This window comes from uncultured Bacteroides sp. (assembly GCF_910586915.1).
GTDB lineage: Bacteria > Bacteroidota > Bacteroidia > Bacteroidales > Bacteroidaceae > Bacteroides.
In genome coordinates, this window is the sequence record NZ_CAJULN010000025.1 from 1 (window position 1) to 17,950 (window position 17,950).

The following is a 17,950-nucleotide window of genomic DNA, read 5'->3' on the forward strand; positions in this document are numbered from 1 at the left end:
TTTCACAATGTAGAAGAATGAAACCCAAAGCAACCGAATGAAACTGAAAAGAACCATCGTCACGGCAGCTATTCTAATGGCTGCCGTTTGTCTGCCGGCACAAAACAGGAGTGCCGGTATCAACCTCTCCGTTTGGAAAGGTATCTGCACGCAACCGCACGACAGCACACAGACCACTTACGTGAACATCGGACTGCTGTCTACGCTCAACCGGCTGAACGGTGTAGGAGTGAATGTATTGGGAAGCGTCGTCCACGGTGATATGAACGGCCTCCAGCTCACAGGACTGGCAAACTTGGCGGGAGGAGCCATGCGGGGTGTCCAGATAGCGGGCATCAGCAACATCAGTGGCGACAACACAAGGGGGCTTTCCACAGCCGGACTGGTAAACATCAGTGGCGACGGGACAAAGGGGATAATCATCGCCGGACTTACCGCCATCGGTGGCGACAACACCTCCGGAGCAATGGTAAGCGGCTTTATGAATGTGACGGGCAACAGGACGTCGGGCATCCACCTCTCCGGCGTGGCGAATATCGCGGGGCAGCGTTTCAACGGGGTGATGGCGTCGGGTCTGCTGAATGTGGCGGGCGAAAACATGAACGGCCTTCAGACAGCCGGCCTCGCCAATATCACAGCCGCACAGGCAGCAGGCGCGCAAATAGCGCTATGCAACTATGCGACCAAAGTACGCGGACTTCAGATTGGGCTGGTCAATTATTACAGGGAAGAGATGAAGGGCTTTCAATTGGGGCTGGTCAACGCGAACCCCGACACAAAAGTACAAATGATGGTATATGGCGGCAATGCGACTCCTGCCAACATAGGCGTACGCTTCAAGAACCGGTTGTTCTATACAATTTTAGGGGCAGGCTCCATGCACCGGGGATTGAATGACAGGTTTTCCGTCAGCGCGTCCTACCGTGCCGGCCTGGCTCTTCCCGTCTATAAGGGGCTTTCCATCAGTGGTGACTTGGGATACCAGCACATCGAAACCTGTGCTAACAAAGACGAGATAATCCCCAAACGCCTGTATGCATTGCAGGCACGTGCCAACTTAGAGTATCAGTTCAGCAAGAAGTTCGGTATCTTCGCGACGGGCGGCTATGGACTGACCCGCTTTTATCAGCAATCAGGCAATTACGACAAAGGGGCCATCATCGAAGCGGGCGTCGTTCTCTTCTGATGTCCACCACGGATTCCGTGGTGGACATCAGAAGATCGTTTATACCTTTTCCTTTATCAGACCCGTGCGATAGGCAACCAACAACTTCTTCAAATCCTGAATCTGCGTCACAAGTTCCCTTCCTTTATCGGTATCCTTCACCATCATCCGTTGGGAGTTGAACTCCAGCACGAAGTTGGTCGACTTAATATCCAGCCCCTCTTCAATCGCTTTCTGACGCGACTGGAACGGTTCGTGTTGCACAAGCTGCATACCGTGAGAATGATAGACCAACGTATATCCCGCAATACCCGTCTCCGGCTGGTAGGCTTTGGAGAATCCTCCGTCGATAACAAACAGTTTGCCGTTCGCCTTCATCGGCTGCTCTCCCTTGATGGTCTTTACCGGCACATGGCCGTTGATGATGTGCGAATGAGGGCCCGATGCTCCGAACTCGGCCAATATCCGGTCGCAAATATCCTCCCGGTTGCGCAAGGTGTAATAGTGTCCCTTCTTCTCCTTATGCAACTCTTTATCTTCCAAGAAGTAACGTTCGAAAGTAGCCATCTTGTCCTTGTCGAACAGAGGAGCGTCGGGACCGCACCACATATACCAGATATAATCCATTGCAAACTCCTTGTCCTCCTCCCCGTCTTCATCGAAATAAGCGGTACGAATCAACTGGTCGGCTTTGTCCAGCAGTTTGCGTCCCCAATACTCCTTGTCCCGTATGCGGATACGCTTGAAGCTGCCATCCTCGTTCAAAGGCATGGAAGCATGGTAAAGCAGGTTGGAGTTGGCCACCAAATACATTCCGCCATACGTAAACAAGCAGCGCATATGCTTCTTCAGTTTCTCGCTGTTCATAAACGAACAGTGAATCTTCTCCACCAATTCCCGCTCCTCATCCGTCAGGCGGTAAGGGTCGGCAGGGTCTACAGTCGGGAAGTTCGTGTCACGAAGCGGGTATTCCTTTCCTTCATAGACAAAGACACCCCGTTCGAAGTCAATCTTCTCCAGCAACTTACGGTTTGCCATCCCGAATTCGGGACGTCGGTCGATAATTTCTGCCTCCAATTTAAACTGGATAATGGTGATTGCTTTGTGCATCTGCGTTATCAGGCGCAAGGTCTTCTCATTGTAGTGCGCATCGGCAAAATTCATTTTCGGCATGAAGATGGCACAACTGTCGTCGGCATACGTATCCATCGCAAAGGTAGCCAACGGGAGCAGGTTGATTCCGTAGCCATCCTCCAACGTAGCTAAATTGCCATAACGCATCGACATACGGATGACGTTGGCGATGCAACTGTCGTTGCCCGACGCCGCGCCCATCCAAAGGATATCGTGGTTGCCCCACTGGATGTCGAAGTTATGATAATTGCACAAAGTATCCATGATGATGTGCGCCCCGGGGCCACGGTCGTAGATATCGCCTACGATGTGCAGCGAGTCGATGGTCAGGCGTTGAATCAGGTTGCACATGGCAATGATGAAATCGTCCGCCCGCTTGGTCGTGATAATCGTGCTGATAATCACGTTGATATAAGCGTGCTTGTTCGGCTCGACGGTCGACTCGTGCAGCAACTCCTGTATGATGTACGAGAATTCGGCAGGCAGCGATTTGCGAACCTTCGAACGGGTGTACTTCGACGATACATTCTGACAGACTTTCACTAATTGATTCAACGTTATCAGATACCAGTCGTCCAGGTCCTTTTCACGTGCCTTCACCAGTTGGAGCTTCTCTTCGGGATAGTAAATCAAGGTACAGATTTCTTTCTTTTCCGCTTCGCGGAGCGTATTGCCGAATATTTCATTCACTTTCCGCTTCACCGCACCCGACGCATTCTTCAACACGTGTTGGAAGGCTTCGTACTCACCGTGTATATCCGTCAGGAAATGCTCCGTCCCTTTAGGCAAATTCATGATAGCTTCCAGATTGATGATTTCCGTACTTGCATCGGCGATGGTAGGAAAACTTCGGGAGAGCAGTTGCAGGTAACGAAGGTCACTCACAATACTTTCGGGCGTTATATTACTTTGAGCAGTCATATTGTTTTATTATTATTTACGAATTAACGATTTATTTTATTTCCCGTCTTCTTTGCCGGGCTTCACGCTCAGCCGAGCAGGAACATCAGCAGCACTTGCGCGATAATCACCCTCAGAAACATACACATCGGATACACTGTGGCATAAGCTACCGACGGGTTGTCGCCGGGTATGGTATCGTTGGCATAGTTCAGCGCCATCGGGTTTGCCATGCTTCCACACAACATACCGCACACCGTACCGAAGTCTATCTTCATCATCTTGAAGGCGACAAAACCTACGATAACCGTCGGGACAATCGTCAGCCCTATTCCTAGGGCAATCCACAGCAGGCCTTCCGGACGGAACACGGTGTCGAAGAAATGCGCTCCGGCGTCCAGTCCCAGGCAGGCAAGATACATCGAAAGTCCCAGGGCGCGCAACATCAGGTTTGCGCTGCGGGTGGTATAGGTAATCATGTGTATCCGGGGTCCGAACGTTCCCAAAAGGATACCGACGATAATCGGTCCGCCCGCCAACCCCAACTTCACGGGAGTAGCCACCCCCGGAATGGAAAAAGGAACGGCGCCCAGTGCCAGCCCTAACACGATACCTATAAACACAACCACCAAATTGGGTTCTTTCAGGCTCTTGATGGCGTTTCCCAGTACTTTCTCCACATTCTGGATGGCTGCCTTCTCTCCCACCACCGTCAGGCGGTCGCCCAACTGAAGTATCAGTTCCGGTGTGGCAAGCAACTGCACTCCCGAACGGTAAACGCGGCTGATGTTTATCCCATAATGATTTCTCAGCCGGAGTGCGCCCAACTTCTTTCCGTTCAGTTCCGGACGGGTGACAACGATGCGTTGCGAAACCAGTTCGCTGTCAATCGCATTCCAGTCGATATCCTCCTTGTTCCAGTCCGTGTTCTCCTGTTCGCCGAAAAGCACGGTCAGCGCCAGCGCATCCTTCTCGGCGGTGATTACCAGCAGGCGGTCGCCCTCTTTCAGTATCTTGTCGGAAGTGGGGATGCTGACGTGGCCGTCGCGCCACAGACGGGAGATGACAAACTTCGACTGGCTCAGATGGGCTATGTCCTTGATGCTCCTGTTGAAGATGGCAGGATTGTGTACTTGAAACGCTGCAATATAGGTTTTGTTCGCATCGTCCTTTTCTTTTATCTCCAGGTCTTCGTGGCGAACCAACAGTTTGCGGATGAATAAAACGGCAAGAATCACGCCGACCACTCCCATCGGATAGGCGACGGCGCATCCTAAGGCGGGCGTACTGCTTTCCAATCCCATCTGTTTGAGGGTTTGCTGTGCGGCTCCCAAAGCCGGAGTGTTTGTCGTTGCCCCGCAGAGGATACCCACCATATCGGGAAGCGACACGCCGGTGGCATATCCCGCCACTACTGCCAGCAAGGTTCCCAAAAGCACCACACCCATCGCGAGCATATTCAGCGTCACTCCTCCTTTGCGGAAAGAGCTGAAAAAGCCGGGGCCTACCTGCAGGCCGAGCGAATAGACAAAGATGACAAGCCCGAAACTTTCCGCATAATTCAACATCTGCGAATCGACCGAAAGTCCGAAGTGTCCGGCAAGAATACCTGCAAAAAAAACAAAAGTGACTCCTAAGGAAACTCCCCAGAAATGCACTCTTCCCAATCCCAGTCCTATCGCCGAAATCAGCGAAAGCACGACAACCGCTTGTAAGGCAGAATGTTCGATAAACAGATTATATAACCACTCCATGTATATTCAAAACTAATAGGGTGCAAAGATAAAAACTATTTAGTCGCATTCAAAACTTTTGAGCTTTCATTTCTCGCTGCATATATTATAAGGTATCGAATATTTATGGGAAGCCCCTTCCCTGCCTGCCGGGGGAAAAAAAATCACCTGTTTAGCATTTGAAACTTAACGTATTATCTCTTTTCTTAAAAGAACATCCGAAAAAATGTTGCTGAAAGATTTGCACAGTACAAAACTTCCCTTTATCTTTGCACCGCATTTGAGAGATAATGCGGGTCTAAAAAGGAAGTTTGGGTGAGTGGCTGAAACCACCAGTTTGCTAAACTGACGTACTCGCAAGGGTACCGGGGGTTCGAATCCCCCAGCTTCCGCAAAGTCTCAAAGATTAAAGAAAGAGCTAAGTTTAAGGACTTAGCTCTTTTTAAATCAACAACTCCGGTGGGTTCGTCTAACGGTTAGGACGTATGCCTCTCACGCATATAATACGGGTTCGATTCCCGTACCCACTACTCCGAATGAAAAGGGGGAATGTAGCAAGAAACTACATTCCCCCCTTTTTCATTCTGCCTGTTTCATTTACTGCGTTATCCAAAAGGAGGTATTCTTCATGACATCCCCAAGTTCCGACAACGCAAACGACAATGTTTTAAGTTCTTCCTGAGTAAAATCGACCGGCTTTCCATTTACCACATTACCGTTTATCCGTTGATAGAGCCATTGCCGGGACTTGCCAAAATAGTGTTCAGCGATGTAGGACATTGAAGCAAAATCCAGGACTTTATCTAATATTTTCTTTCTTTCCGCAATCTTAGCCAGTTTTTTTGCTTCATCCACTGCCTGCTCCGCACCTTTTTTAAACTCACTCAAGAACTCCTTTTTGTCAGAAGGCGATAAAGAGTTCACATATGCATTAAAACGCCTTTTGTGTTCCGACTTTGCCTGCTCCGTCTTAGCCTTTGCAAAATCATCTTTCCACTTTTTCAGTTCTTCTTTTGCATTCATACGCATTTGCTTTTATAAATTGAAAAGGAAGCGGCAGCCCCCTTACGGGGGACTACCTTTTTCCTTCAGCTTGCTTTTGGCCTCAATCAAATCGTCTAACGCATCATTGATTCCTCCTTCAAGCTCTTCGTCCGAAATCCATTCGGTTTCCCGTATGGCATCCCAGTTGAGGGAAAAGAAACTGAGGTCTTGCTCCGCAGCTTCAATCCGAGCTTTTAGCTCTTCATTGTCATTACACATTGTGCACTTTGTCTTAATGACAAGGCAAATATAATAACCATTTGGTAATTACGCAAGTATTCACAGATGTATTTCAATGCAATATGAAAAAATACCAACCGTTTTTAGTACATTTGCGCGCATCAAGCAAGAAAAGTCATGGATACACTACTGAGAGATACCGTAAATGCCGTTGTCAACTCCCGTTTTCCGGAGATGAGCATCGCCGGGAGGCGGCAGATAGAAAGCCTGCTGATTCGTGAGGAATTTCCCAAAGGTGCCGTCGCGCTGCGCGAAGGAGAGATAGCCCGCGAACTCGTGTTCGTGGGGAAAGGGATGCTCCGGCAGTACTACTACAAGAACGGGAAAGACGTCACCGAGCACTTCTCCTACGAGGGTTGCATCATCATGTGCATCGAGAGCTATCTGCGGCAAGTGCCCACGCAGCTTATCGTAGAGACGCTGGAGCCCAGCATCATCTACCTCTTCCCGCGCGACAGGATGCAGGAATTGGCGAGAGAGAATTGGGAAATCAACCTGTTTTACCAGAAGATATTGGAATACTCCCTCATCGTGTCGCAGAAGAAAGCAGACTCCTGGCGGTTCGAATCGGCGCGCGAACGCTACAACCGCCTGCTTGAGACACATCCCGAAATCATCAGGCGGGCCCCTTTGGCACACATCGCCTCCTACCTGCTGATGACGCCCGAGACACTCAGCCGCGTGCGCTCCGGCGTCCTGTAACAGAGTTATATTTTTTGCCACTCATTCATACCTAAAGAACTTTTTATGGAATTATTTCACCAAATGATTGCCGGCCTGTTGGGGATACCGGAGAAACAGATAAGCAGCACCCTCCGCCTGTTGGGCGAAGGCGCTACGATTCCCTTTATCAGCCGCTACCGCAAAGAAGCCACGGGCGGGCTGGACGAAGTCCGTATCGAACAAATCAAGGAGCAACACGATAAGTTGTGCGACATATCCAAACGGAAAGAGACGATTCTCAACACCATCACCGAGCAAGGAAAGCTCACCGACGAACTGCGGAAACGCATCGACGCCACCTGGAACCCGACGGAGCTGGAGGACATCTATCTCCCCTACAAGCCCAAACGGAAGACGCGTGCCGAAGCCGCCCGCCAGAAGGGGCTCGAACCGCTTGCCACCCTCCTGCTGCTGCAACGCGAGAACAACCTCGACGCCCGCGCCGCCGCCTTCGTGAAGGGGGAAGTGAAAGACGTGCAGGAGGCGCTGAAAGGAGCGCGCGACATCATCGCCGAACAGGTGAACGAGGACGAACGCGCCCGCAACGCCGTGCGCAACCAGTTCGGCCGCCAGGCGAAAATCAGTGCCAAAGTGGTGAAGGGCAAAGAGGAAGAGGGCGCCAAGTACCGCGACTACTTCGACTTTGCCGAGCCGTTGAAACGCTGCACCTCCCACCGCCTGCTCGCCATCCGCCGTGCCGAATCGGAAGGGTTGCTGAAGGTCGCCATCACCCCCGACGACGAAGCGTGTCTCGAACGCCTCGAACGCCAGTTCGTACGCGGCAGCAACGAATGCAGCCGCCAGGTGAGCGAAGCCACCGCCGATGCCTACAAACGCCTGCTCAAACCCTCCATCGAGACGGAATTCGCCGCCCAGTCGAAGGAGAAGGCCGACGACGAAGCCATCCGCGTATTTGCCGAAAACCTCCGCCAGCTACTTCTCGCCGCTCCGTTGGGACAGAAACGGGTACTCGCCATCGACCCCGGATTCCGCACCGGCTGCAAAGTGGTGTGTCTCGACGCACAAGGCAATCTGCTGCACAACGAGAACATCTATCCGCATCCGCCGGTGGGCAAAACCGCCGAGGCAGCCTCCAAGCTCCGCAAGATGATTGAGGCCTATCAGATAGAGGCCATCTCCATCGGCAACGGGACGGCAAGCCGCGAGACGGAAGAGTTCATCGGCCGCCAGAGTTTCGACCGTCAGATTCCCGTGTTCGTGGTGAGCGAGCAGGGAGCATCCATTTACTCGGCTTCCAAAATCGCCCGCGACGAGTTTCCTGACTACGACGTCACGGTGCGGGGCGCCGTCTCCATCGGCCGCCGGCTGATGGACCCGTTGGCGGAGCTGGTGAAGATAGACCCCAAATCCATCGGGGTGGGCCAGTACCAGCACGATGTAGACCAGGCGAAGTTGAAGAAAGCGCTCGACCAGACGGTAGAGAGCTGCGTGAACCTCGTCGGCGTCAACCTCAACACGGCAAGCAGCCATCTGCTCACCTACATCTCGGGCTTGGGTCCGCAACTGGCGCAGAACATCGTCAACTACCGGGCAGAGCACGGCGCCTTCGGCTCGCGCAAGGCGCTGATGAAAGTGCCGCGCATGGGTACGAAGGCCTTCGAGCAGTGTGCCGGCTTCCTCCGCATCCCCGGCGCGGAGAACCCGTTGGACAACACGGCGGTGCATCCCGAAAGTTACCACATCGTAGAGCAGATGGCGAAAGACCTGCACTGCACGGTCGGCCAACTGATAGCCGACAAGGAACTTCGCCGGAAAATCAACCTCTCCGACTACCTCTCTCCCACCGTCGGTATGCCTACCTTGCAGGACATCCTACAGGAGCTCGACAAGCCGGGACGCGACCCGCGCAAAACCATCAAGGTGTTCGAATTCGACAGGAACGTGCGCACCATAGCCGACTTGCGCGAAGGGATGGTGCTGCCCGGTATCGTGGGCAACATCACCAATTTCGGTGCTTTCGTCAATATAGGAATCAAGGAGAACGGGCTTGTCCACCTCTCCCAGTTGGCCGAACGGTTTGTCTCCGACCCGACGGAGGTGGTCTCCATCCACCAGCAGGTGATGGTGAGGGTGATGAGCGTCGACACCAACCGCCGGCGGATTCAGCTCAGCATGATTGGGGTTCCGCAGGATTGACCGCGCCGCCGTCTCCGCTCGCCCCACCGGACAATGAGTGCCGTGCACACGAGGAGGAGTACCGTACAGATGAGCGAGCCTTCAAAACCGAAGGCTCCGCCATTGAGTACGTTCGCTTCGGGGATGCGGAGTGTCAGCATAGTGGGCAGGAAGCTGTTGCCGCTCACCTGGTAGCCTAAGACCGGGCCTTGTATCCAGTTCCAGAAGAGGTGCAGCGAAATGGGGAAAGCGAGATTGCGCGTATAGAGACAGGATGCGCCGAGCAACATACCTGCCAACACGAGATTGACCATCGGCAGGAAAGCGACTTCGGGATTGAAGATATGCAGCAGGGCGAACAGCGATGCCGAGAGGAGCAGCGAGAGGTATTTGTTTAGCGAGGTGCGCAGCAACCGCCCCAGGATATAGCCGCGCACCATTATCTCTTCAAACAGTGCGACCAACAGGAAGAAGAGCCACGAGCCCGCCAGGTCGGACGGTTGAAAACGAATCGCCGTCACCTCCACTTCTCCCATAGCCCAGGAAAGCCCGAAGCCCGTCAGGTAGATTCCGCAGGCCATCAGCAGGCCATACCACAAGCCTTTGGCGTGCCCCCTGAGGGTCAGCCCCAAATCGGCAAACGGGCGTTTCTCCATCCAAAGCATAACGGCGGCGGCAGTGAGCACGGCAAGCAGCATACTGCCTTCGAGCAGTATGTACCTCAGCGCTTCGGGACAGGGGGCTTTCCCGCCGGACGCCCACGACAGGAAGCCTTGAGCTACCAGGCCGTATATCATCATGAATATCCAGAACACAAGGATAAAGAGCGGGATGCATATCCACACGGGGAGCCTCCGGTCCGCTTTTCTTTCGTTCGCATTGTTTGCTGCCATACGTTTACGATTTGTTAATCCGATTGCAAAATTAGCTATAAAACATAAAAAAAGGCGGGCCAATCCCTATTTTTCCTATATTTGCCCGACCAAATTTGCAGAATTATGAAAACCAGACTACTATTGATAGGCCTTTTATTGGCTGCCCGCACATCGGGAGCCGTTGCCCAGGAAGTGAGCAAGACGTATTACGTAAGCAAACCGGGAACGCTGATTTCCATGATGACGGAGGAAGAAGCAAACGCCGTCACCCACCTCACGCTCAACGGGAAGCTGAACGCCGAGGACTTCCGCCACCTGCGCGACGAGTTCACCCGCCTGAAGGTGCTGGACATCTCGAACGCCGAAATCAAGATGTATAGCGGCAAGGCGGGCACTTACCCCCACGGCAAGTTCTACATTTACATGGCCAACTTTATCCCCGCCTACGCCTTCTCCAGTGTGGTGGACGGGGCGACGAAAGGCAAACCGACCTTAGAGAAGGTGATACTCTCCGAGAAGACCCGTAACATCGAGGACGCCGCCTTCAAGGGTTGCGACAACCTGCGCATCTGCCAGATTCGCAAAAAGACAGCTCCCAACCTGCTGCCCGAAGCGCTGGCCGACAGTGTGACCGCCGTCTTCGTGCCGTTGGGCAGCAGCGACGCTTACCGCAACAAGGAGCGGTGGCAGAACTTTGCCTTCATCGAGGGCGAACCGGTGGAAGCCACGCTGCAAGTGGGGCTTATGGGCAACCTGGAAGAAGAGATTCTGAAAGCGGGACTACAGCCGCGCGACATCAACTTCCTGACCGTGGAGGGCAAACTGGACAACACCGACTTCCTACTGATACGCAACTATATGCCCAACCTCGTAGGGGTGGACATCTCGAAGACCAACGCCACGGCTATCCCCGAATTTACCTTCGCACAGAAGAAATTCCTGCTGAGAATAAAGCTGCCCGACAACCTGAAAACCATCGGACAGCGCGTGTTCAGCAATTGCGGACGCCTGTGCGGCACGCTGGAACTGCCCGCCGGAGTGACAGCCATCGAGTTCGGAGCGTTCATGGGATGCGACAACCTGCGGCAGGTCACGGCAACGGGCAACAGCATCACGACATTGGGCGACTGCCTGTTTGGCGAGGGAGTGCCGAGCAGGTTTGTCTATAAGAAATAAAGGAGGAGAAGGAAGAGAAACAAAAGCCGCCAGCCTGATGTACAGACTGGCGGCTTTTGTTAGATTTTTACCCCTAACCTTTTGCTTCTATAAGTTTACAGCCATATTAAGCGTACTGAATATCCCGACATCATTTCTATGTTTTTCTACCCTTTCTTTCGATAAATCACAATATTCGGCACAAATATCAATGCCGATAAACCTGCGATTGTTATCAAAGGCCGCTACGCAAGACGTACCACTACCACACATCGGATCGAGCACTATCTCATTTTCATTGCTCCAAGAAAGAATATGGTCTTTGGCCAAATCATAAGGGAAAGGAGCCGGATGGCTTTTGGCTTCCTGGTCGACAGCTTTTTTGCCTACCACATATTCCCATATATTTCCTTTTATCTTTTCCGATTTAACGGGGTTAGCCAATTTCCCCCGTTTCTGTTCCCCTTTGGAATAATTTTTATACGTAGTACCTTTCAACTCCAGCCCTGCGTGCAGGCACGGCATTGTCAATGCGTGGTGCGTTGCGACTGCTCCTTTTGAGAACACAAACATATATTCAAACTCATTATTATACCGTTTCCTGTATATCTGCGGGACAGGATTTATTTTTCTGAATATCATCGTATCATGCAGATTGAACCCCGCACTGACAAAACTCATGGCTTGCTTGAAGCTGGTGCAAGTCTCACTTCCGTTTATGGTTGCATCGCAGACAATCCATACGACAACTCCCCCGTCTTTTACAATTCTAAACAGTTGCCTTACGATATCGTCAAACGGGAAAACAAAACCTTTGTATGTCCTCAAATTGTCATATGGCGGAGAGGTGATACACATATCGACAGAATTATCCGGCATTGTTTTCATTACATCCACACAATTCCCATGTATAATCTTGTTTATATAATCACTGTTCATCTTTGTACTTGATTTATAAATTTTCTAATCGTTTCAATTTTAGAATCTAATTTCATAGATGCAAGAAGTTCCCTAATGGCCTCTTCCCTATTCAATTGCCGGATTCGGGCAATCTCCGATTCGTAATAGCGGATTTCCTCCTTGCCTCTGTAAACGATAGCACCTTTTATCTGGTTTAAATAGCTGCCAAACTGTTCTTCCGTCAATCCGATAATTTCTCTGATATTGGCCTCTTGCTGCCGGATGAAACATCTATTTGCATCTGCCATAGAGGTTTGCAGCATAATATGGTGGCTCTGATTCCACAATTCCCGCAAATCCACCTCTTCACTTTCTTTCACGTCCTCGGAAAGAAGGATGTAAAGATATTCCCACGAAAACAAGGATACGTTCCCATTCAGGGCAGAACGATAAATCTGGCTATTGTTTTTCGGATATTGGAAGTAAGGACAAACCAATACGGAAAAATCATTGTCTTCTCTCCAATGAGCCATAGAGTCCACTTTGAAGTCTTTCGCATTTTTGGCCGTACGGCTTAACCGAAAAGACTTTGCATCTCCAATCAAAGAATAACCATGATATTTACTTTGTGCAATAATGTCGGCACAATCAGACCGTTCTCTTAAAACCGTAACCTCAAAGTTCATCTCTTTAAGAGCTTTGGCAAATAGAATATCCGAGACTTTTGCATACAGTTTTTCTTCAGATGAATCATGTGCGATATCTTCGGGAATAATGCCAATTTCCGTTATCAAAGCCAGCACATCGGTTCTGCTTATATCCAATAAGATACGTTGCAGATTATTACCGGCTACCGCAAAATCCAATTTTGAGTTGTCTCTAATAAGAGAACGTAAATCTATATAGTTCATATCGTTGGTAAATTGTCATTATCGGGCAAATTTATTACTTTTATTTGGATTATAAACCAAGGAAGAAAATAAAAACGTAGCGAACGCTTATTCAGCCTGTCCGCTACGCTTTTCCTCATTGATACTACCTTCGGTCTTTATCTTACAAACTCATCGCATTAGCGCCCAACACGCCTGCCAAAGCCGAAGCCACTGCGATAACTACCTTCAGAATCATATCCCAGACTCCTCTTCTCACTGCCATTACTCTCCACACCTCCTTTCCTACGGTTCTCTAAACGGTTCATTACTTCCTTGAATTCAAAAACTCCGCCGCCACCTCAAAGCAGGGACACGCCTTAATCCACTCCTCCGGCTCCACCTCGCCGTTGCCGTTGCGGTCGGGCGAGAGGTCGCGGTGTCCGCATACGCGGCGCACGGCAAACCGTTCGCGAAGCTGGTGCACCAACAGGCGGAGCGATGCCCGTTGCTCCGGCGTGCGCGTGTCTGCCGGACGTCCGTGGGGGTCGAGCCCCCCTTCGTAACAGATGCCTATCGAGCCGGCGTTGAACCCCCGCACGTGTGCGCCGATGCGTTCGACCGGACGGGTGAGATGCACCGCGCCCGAGCGGCGGATGTAGTAGTGATAGCCCGTGCCGTTGAAGCCGCGCCGGCGGTGTTGCAGGTCGAGGTCGTCCGGGGTGAGCGAGCGGTCGGCACGCGTGGCCGAACAGTGAATCACAATCAGGTCAATCTTTCTCATTTTTCAGTCTCCTTTCTGTTTTTTTTTGTTGATGATGAAGGGGTTATAATCCCGGGTCGGGCGTTTCGCCGTCGTCGCCGCCGCCGTTGCTATTGCCGCCGTTGCCATCGTCGCCGCTACCGTCCTCTTCCGCCGCGAGCGACTTGAGCTGCTGCTCCAGGTCGACAAAGTCGATGCGGTCTTCCGCACGGGTGGCGGCGAGGTTGGGGCGCACGCTGCTCGAGGCACGGAAGTTGATGTGCACCATGCGGATGTTTTCGGGCAGGCAGTCCTTCTTCAGCTCCGTGCCCACGGTGGCGGCTGAGAGGCTGAACACGCCGAAGTTCTCGATATTCACCGCATGGCCGTGGTAAAGCTCGTGGCGCATCACCTCGACAAAGGTGGTGAGCACGCTCTTGATGTCGCCGTAGCTGAGCGAAGTCTTGTCCTTCATCTGCACGGCGATGGTGTCCAGCGTGGCGGGTTTCCCCCAGGTGATGAGATGCGGGTAATACTTGCCCGCGCCGTTCTTGTCGAACGGAGATTTGCGTAAAATCTTTTTAAATGTGATAGACATGGTTTTCTTGTTTTTTTTAGTTATTATCCAATCAGGTTATTCATCCCGGCGTTCTGTGCGAAGGAGAAGAAGGCGACGTCTTTCCCGCCTCTCTTTCCGAGAACAGTGCAAAGGTAGGCCATCGGCGCCGGAGGGGGTGACGCAACGGTCGGTAACGGTACGTACCGGTAGGCAGCGCGACGCACTTTGCCGCACTTTGCGCTACTCCGCACATTCGGGAGGCGAAATATTTGCATTTGTCCGGATTATTGTATATCTTTACGGAAGAATCATACGGGCGCCGAAGCCCCCCGAAAAAACAAGAATCATCATGGAAACAGCACACGGAGACTTTCAGATAAGGGTCTACCTCAAGACCGAACTTGCACAACTCTACGCGCCACACCTGACGCCCGACGCCGCCCTGCGGAAGATGCGCAAATGGATACACCGCAATCCCGACCTCTACCGCCAGCTCTACGACGAGGGCAACGAGGGCAAAAACGAACAGGCCTACAGCAAGCGGCAGGTGGAAATCATCGTCAGATACCTCGACACTCCCTGACGGGCGCACGGCGTCACCTTATTATATACGCGCGCGAGCGCGATAATTTCTTCTATTATTACGGAAAAAAGCGTGTAGTTCTCAGGAGGGTGGCTCTCCACCCCGAAGAGAACTACACGCTTTTCTTTGGGATAAAAAGAGAATATATAAGTAAATGCAGGCACCAACCAAAGCGTCGTCCCTTCGTGCAAAAAAACATAAATCTCTGCCCTGTTCTTCCTCTTTTCACCGGAAAAAGATGCATATTTGTGCTTTTTCTGTTAAAAAACAAAATTATTAACCCATCTAAAAACATTAAAAAGATGAGAAAAACGAAACTTTTCCGGACGGATTCGTCTACCGGAACAAACAGGCGATAACACTCGACAAAAAGGATTTCCCCGACATCGACTCGTTCACCACCCACCTTCTACAGACAGTCAACAGCCTGTATTCCAACCGCATCGTCATCCTTCCCGCCCAGCGCAAGGAGTGCATCGCCTCCCTTGCCGACCTCTGTTACAACCCCTCGTCGCCCTTCAGTTGCAAGGGGCCGAAGTTCATCGCGCGGCTGGCGTGGCTCACCACAGACATCCGCAAAGACAACCATTCGGACGCCTCGCTGAGCATCGAAGAGATTGATTATGAGATACAAAGGGCCAAGCGGAACATGTGCTTCGACTGAGGCCGGCGGCAGTAACGTTAAAAAACGGGTTTTAGGCGTCTAAAACCCGTTTTTTTATTCCCCGAAAAGGTTGTTCCTTTGCAGCACATCCCGAAAAAAAGTATAAATTTAAAACCAACTAATCATGGGAAACATTCACGTAACGACATACAAAGGTTTGTCACTCGTATCCGGTCGCATCAGCATTGAGCAACAGTTTGAACTTATCCGTGGCAACACCTACCGCGAACGCATCCAACGGCTGCGCCACGCCGTAGCCGACGGCGACACTGCCAAAGCCGACCGCATGAAGAAGCAGTTGCCCTACTGCACCGTCACCGCCACCTACACCACCGAACGGCTCGCCTACAGCCTCGCGGCCTACCAAGACATCATCACGCTCGACTGCGACGAGATGCCCGCCGAAGAGCTGGAAACGTACCGCCGGCTGACGAACGAATGCAGCGACACGCTGGGCAGCTTCGTCAGTCCGCGCAGGCACGGGCTCAAAATCTTCGTCTACCTCAGAGGGGAGGAGGCGCAGGCGCTGCGCGACGAGTTCAACGCACGGGGAACCGCCGACTTCGCTGCCCTCGACGCCTACCACCGGCGGATGTACGCCCTCGCCACGCGCCGCTACGAGCAACTGCTCGGCACAAAGGTAGACACCAGTGGCAGCGACCTCGGACGCGGCTTCTTCGTCTCGCACGACCCCGACGCCTTCCTCTCCGCCGAACGGCTGGCAGCCGTGCAGCCGCTCGGCGTGACACTGACGCTGCCCACCCGCGAGGAGTGCAAGCGCAAGAAACGCCGCACCGCCGGGCCCATCGTCACGCTGCCCGTCGCGCAGGAGGGGGCGTCCGCCATCGAGCTGCAAGTGCAGATGGACTTCCGCAAGGCGATGGACTACACCCGCCGCAAGGAGCGGCTCACCGTGGGCAACCGCGACAACTTCTTCTACTTCCTGGGCAACCAGTGCTACCGCCGCAAGCTCACCGAGCAGGAGGCCGTATCGCTCACGCTCAAGCATTTCGACAACCTCGACGGCTTCGACCCCACCCCGCCCATCCGCAACGCCTACGCCTACACCTCCAAGAGCGACCGCGCCGAGGAGGAGGCGAAGGAGCCGCGCATCAACCAGCTCATCGGCTTCATGAACACCCACTACGAAATACGCCGCAACGTCGTGAAGGAGCAAATCGAATACCGCCGCATCGTGCCCGACGCGCCCGACACGTCGCCCCAGCCCTTCGCCACGCTCCGCGCGAAGGACATCAACACGTTCTACATCAACGCCCAGCTCGAAGGGCTGCACGGCTCGCCCACCATGCTGCGCGCACTGGTCGACTCGGACTACGCCGTGCCCTTCAACCCCTTCCTCCACTACTTCTCGTCGCTCGCCCCGTGGGACGGCACGACGGACTACATCGGCCGACTTGCCCGCCGCGTGAAGGCGGTCGACCAGCCTTTCTTCGACGACAGCTTCCGCCGCTGGCTGGTAGGCATGGTGGCGTGTGCCATCGACGACGACCGGCAGAACCACCAGCTGCTCCTCCTCCACGGCGCACAGGGCAAGGGGAAGAGCACCTTCATCCGCAACCTCCTGCCGCCCGAGCTGAAGGGCTACTACCGCAACGGCATGATTAACCCCGACAACAAGGACCACCTGCTGCAACTCTCGTCGTGCCTGCTCATCAACCTCGACGAGTTCGACACGCTGCCCGCCTGGCGTATGCAGGAGCTCAAGAGCCTTATCACGCAGGACGTGGTGACGGAGCGCAAAGCGTTCGACATACAGACGTACAGCTTCGTGCGGCGCGCCTCGTTCGTGGCGAGCACCAACAACCCGCAATGTCTGCCCGACATCGGCGAGAACCGGCGTATCCTCTTCAACAGCATCACCGACATCGACTACCGCACGCCCGTCGACCACGCCGGGGTGTATGCGCAGGCGCTCGCCCTCTACCGCCAGGGCTTCCGCTACTGGTATGAGAACGAGGAGGTGAACTTCCTCAACCGCCGCAACGAGACGTTCCGGCAGAAGGACCCCGTGGAGGAGAACTTCTTCTTCTACTTCCGCGCCGCCAGGCCCGGCGACCTGAACGCCAAATGGTATCCCGCCTCGCACCTCCTCTCGGTGGTGAGCCTGAACGGACGCACGCAGTCGAACCTGCAAGCGAAACAGACGCTCACCGCCGTGCTCGAAAGCCACCACTTCCGCAGCCGCAAAACGGAAAACGGTATCACCGAATACTGGGTGGTGGAGTACACTCCGGAGGAACGGAACGCCAACTCTACCCTGCCGCAGACTCCCGCACAGGGCACTCTCGAGATGTGATGCAATAACAAGCAATGGGGCGCCCCATAAGAAGCAATGGGACGCCCCGCAAGAAGCAATGGCACGGGGAGGGAGATGCTTTTCTGTTTTTTGTACATCCGGCACTTTCGTGAGCATAAAGTGTTGTTAAATATGCGATTTATATATAAAAACCGTGATTCGTATCGAGAATTTCGCTATATTTGTTCCATCCAATCATTCACGTCCAATT

Annotated in this window: 17 protein-coding genes and 2 tRNA genes; 8 read left to right on the top strand and 11 right to left on the bottom strand. The window is 53.0% G+C overall.

All coding sequences use genetic code 11. From position 1 onward, the window contains the following. The first annotated feature begins 37 nt into the window (after nt 1-37). On the top strand, nt 38-1,186 hold the full coding sequence (locus QZ331_RS09705; RefSeq protein WP_294629743.1) for a hypothetical protein: 1,149 nt from the start codon (nt 38-40) through the stop codon (nt 1,184-1,186). Between the two features lie 39 nt (nt 1,187-1,225). On the opposite strand, the gene QZ331_RS09710 is transcribed toward QZ331_RS09705, so the two are convergent. Continuing rightward, a complete protein-coding gene (locus QZ331_RS09710; protein ID WP_294629745.1) occupies nt 1,226-3,220 on the bottom strand; it encodes a fructose-1,6-bisphosphatase in 1,995 nt (664 codons plus the stop codon). 68 nt (nt 3,221-3,288) lie between these two features. Next, the gene (locus QZ331_RS09715) at nt 3,289-4,953 is read right to left on the bottom strand and encodes a putative transporter (protein WP_294629747.1); all 1,665 of its coding nucleotides are present in this window, start codon (nt 4,951-4,953) and stop codon (nt 3,289-3,291) included. 284 nt (nt 4,954-5,237) lie between these two features. Between QZ331_RS09715 and QZ331_RS09720 the strand changes: the two genes are divergently transcribed. Then, nucleotides 5,238-5,324 (top strand) — tRNA-Ser (locus QZ331_RS09720). 66 nt (nt 5,325-5,390) lie between these two features. Then, nucleotides 5,391-5,462 (top strand) — tRNA-Glu (locus QZ331_RS09725). 67 nt (nt 5,463-5,529) lie between these two features. Here the strand turns inward: QZ331_RS09725 and QZ331_RS09730 are convergent. Both QZ331_RS09730 and QZ331_RS09735 read right to left on the bottom strand, forming a co-directional pair. Further along, nucleotides 5,530-5,955, bottom strand: coding sequence for a DUF5053 domain-containing protein (locus QZ331_RS09730; protein ID WP_294629748.1), 426 nt, complete (start codon nt 5,953-5,955; stop codon nt 5,530-5,532). Nucleotides 5,956-5,997: 42 nt separating this feature from the next. Further along, entirely contained in the window at nt 5,998-6,195 is a 198-nt protein-coding gene (locus tag QZ331_RS09735) for a diguanylate cyclase (RefSeq protein WP_294629750.1), read from the bottom strand. A gap of 138 nt (nt 6,196-6,333) precedes the next feature. On the opposite strand from QZ331_RS09735, the gene QZ331_RS09740 reads away from it, so the two are divergent. Then, nucleotides 6,334-6,918 carry a cyclic nucleotide-binding domain-containing protein gene (locus tag QZ331_RS09740; RefSeq protein ID WP_294629752.1) on the top strand — a complete coding sequence of 195 codons (585 nt, stop codon included), beginning with the start codon at nt 6,334-6,336 and terminating at the stop codon, nt 6,916-6,918. 45 nt (nt 6,919-6,963) lie between these two features. Next, entirely contained in the window at nt 6,964-9,096 is a 2,133-nt protein-coding gene (locus QZ331_RS09745; RefSeq protein WP_294629754.1) for a Tex family protein, read from the top strand. On the opposite strand, the gene QZ331_RS09750 is transcribed toward QZ331_RS09745, so the two are convergent. Continuing rightward, the gene (locus QZ331_RS09750; RefSeq protein ID WP_294629757.1) at nt 9,063-9,968 is read right to left on the bottom strand and encodes a CPBP family intramembrane metalloprotease; all 906 of its coding nucleotides are present in this window, start codon (nt 9,966-9,968) and stop codon (nt 9,063-9,065) included. The genes QZ331_RS09745 and QZ331_RS09750 overlap by 34 nt on opposite strands. Nucleotides 9,969-10,073: 105 nt before the next feature. On the opposite strand from QZ331_RS09750, the gene QZ331_RS09755 reads away from it, so the two are divergent. Continuing rightward, nucleotides 10,074-11,126, top strand: coding sequence for a leucine-rich repeat domain-containing protein (locus QZ331_RS09755; RefSeq protein ID WP_294629759.1), 1,053 nt, complete (start codon nt 10,074-10,076; stop codon nt 11,124-11,126). Nucleotides 11,127-11,213: 87 nt separating this feature from the next. On the opposite strand, the gene QZ331_RS09760 is transcribed toward QZ331_RS09755, so the two are convergent. The 6 genes from QZ331_RS09760 to QZ331_RS09785 form a co-directional block, all read right to left on the bottom strand. Beyond that, complete coding sequence (locus tag QZ331_RS09760) at nt 11,214-11,993, bottom strand: site-specific DNA-methyltransferase (RefSeq protein WP_294629760.1); 780 nt, start codon at nt 11,991-11,993, stop codon at nt 11,214-11,216. A gap of 47 nt (nt 11,994-12,040) precedes the next feature. Continuing rightward, a complete protein-coding gene (locus QZ331_RS09765; RefSeq protein WP_294629761.1) occupies nt 12,041-12,916 on the bottom strand; it encodes a HindIII family type II restriction endonuclease in 876 nt (291 codons plus the stop codon). Between the two features lie 142 nt (nt 12,917-13,058). Beyond that, entirely contained in the window at nt 13,059-13,154 is a 96-nt protein-coding gene (locus tag QZ331_RS09770; RefSeq protein WP_294629798.1) for a smalltalk protein, read from the bottom strand. Nucleotides 13,155-13,202: 48 nt separating this feature from the next. Continuing rightward, nucleotides 13,203-13,658, bottom strand: a complete 456-nt coding sequence (locus QZ331_RS09775) for an N-acetylmuramoyl-L-alanine amidase (protein WP_294629763.1) — start codon at nt 13,656-13,658, stop codon at nt 13,203-13,205. A gap of 43 nt (nt 13,659-13,701) precedes the next feature. Next, nucleotides 13,702-14,214 (bottom strand): HU family DNA-binding protein, encoded by a 513-nt coding sequence (locus QZ331_RS09780; RefSeq protein ID WP_294629765.1) that lies wholly within the window; start codon nt 14,212-14,214, stop codon nt 13,702-13,704. A gap of 23 nt (nt 14,215-14,237) precedes the next feature. Next, nucleotides 14,238-14,450 carry a hypothetical protein gene (locus tag QZ331_RS09785; protein WP_294629767.1) on the bottom strand — a complete coding sequence of 71 codons (213 nt, stop codon included), beginning with the start codon at nt 14,448-14,450 and terminating at the stop codon, nt 14,238-14,240. 74 nt (nt 14,451-14,524) lie between these two features. On the opposite strand from QZ331_RS09785, the gene QZ331_RS09790 reads away from it, so the two are divergent. Further along, entirely contained in the window at nt 14,525-14,758 is a 234-nt protein-coding gene (locus QZ331_RS09790; RefSeq protein WP_294629769.1) for a DUF4248 domain-containing protein, read from the top strand. Nucleotides 14,759-15,546: 788 nt separating this feature from the next. After that, on the top strand, nt 15,547-17,739 hold the full coding sequence (locus tag QZ331_RS09795) for a VapE domain-containing protein (protein ID WP_294629771.1): 2,193 nt from the start codon (nt 15,547-15,549) through the stop codon (nt 17,737-17,739). Nucleotides 17,740-17,950 lie beyond the last annotated feature (211 nt).

Excerpts from the sequence above, each read along its gene's own strand:
- QZ331_RS09735 (WP_294629750.1), bottom strand. The coding sequence starts at position 6,195 with ATGTGTAATGACAATGAAGAGCTAAAAGCTCGGATTGAAGCTGCGGAG.
- QZ331_RS09730 (WP_294629748.1), bottom strand. The coding sequence starts at position 5,955 with ATGAATGCAAAAGAAGAACTGAAAAAGTGGAAAGATGATTTTGCAAAG.
- QZ331_RS09715 (WP_294629747.1), bottom strand. The coding sequence starts at position 4,953 with ATGGAGTGGTTATATAATCTGTTTATCGAACATTCTGCCTTACAAGCG.
- QZ331_RS09785 (WP_294629767.1), bottom strand. The coding sequence starts at position 14,450 with ATGCAAATATTTCGCCTCCCGAATGTGCGGAGTAGCGCAAAGTGCGGC.
- QZ331_RS09755 (WP_294629759.1), top strand. The coding sequence starts at position 10,074 with ATGAAAACCAGACTACTATTGATAGGCCTTTTATTGGCTGCCCGCACA.
- QZ331_RS09795 (WP_294629771.1), top strand. The coding sequence starts at position 15,547 with ATGGGAAACATTCACGTAACGACATACAAAGGTTTGTCACTCGTATCC.
- QZ331_RS09740 (WP_294629752.1), top strand. The coding sequence starts at position 6,334 with ATGGATACACTACTGAGAGATACCGTAAATGCCGTTGTCAACTCCCGT.
- QZ331_RS09775 (WP_294629763.1), bottom strand. The coding sequence starts at position 13,658 with ATGAGAAAGATTGACCTGATTGTGATTCACTGTTCGGCCACGCGTGCC.
- QZ331_RS09745 (WP_294629754.1), top strand. The coding sequence starts at position 6,964 with ATGGAATTATTTCACCAAATGATTGCCGGCCTGTTGGGGATACCGGAG.
- QZ331_RS09760 (WP_294629760.1), bottom strand. The coding sequence starts at position 11,993 with ATGAAAACAATGCCGGATAATTCTGTCGATATGTGTATCACCTCTCCG.
- QZ331_RS09705 (WP_294629743.1), top strand. The coding sequence starts at position 38 with ATGAAACTGAAAAGAACCATCGTCACGGCAGCTATTCTAATGGCTGCC.
- QZ331_RS09765 (WP_294629761.1), bottom strand. The coding sequence starts at position 12,916 with ATGAACTATATAGATTTACGTTCTCTTATTAGAGACAACTCAAAATTG.
- QZ331_RS09710 (WP_294629745.1), bottom strand. The coding sequence starts at position 3,220 with ATGACTGCTCAAAGTAATATAACGCCCGAAAGTATTGTGAGTGACCTT.
- QZ331_RS09780 (WP_294629765.1), bottom strand. The coding sequence starts at position 14,214 with ATGTCTATCACATTTAAAAAGATTTTACGCAAATCTCCGTTCGACAAG.
- QZ331_RS09750 (WP_294629757.1), bottom strand. The coding sequence starts at position 9,968 with ATGGCAGCAAACAATGCGAACGAAAGAAAAGCGGACCGGAGGCTCCCC.
- QZ331_RS09790 (WP_294629769.1), top strand. The coding sequence starts at position 14,525 with ATGGAAACAGCACACGGAGACTTTCAGATAAGGGTCTACCTCAAGACC.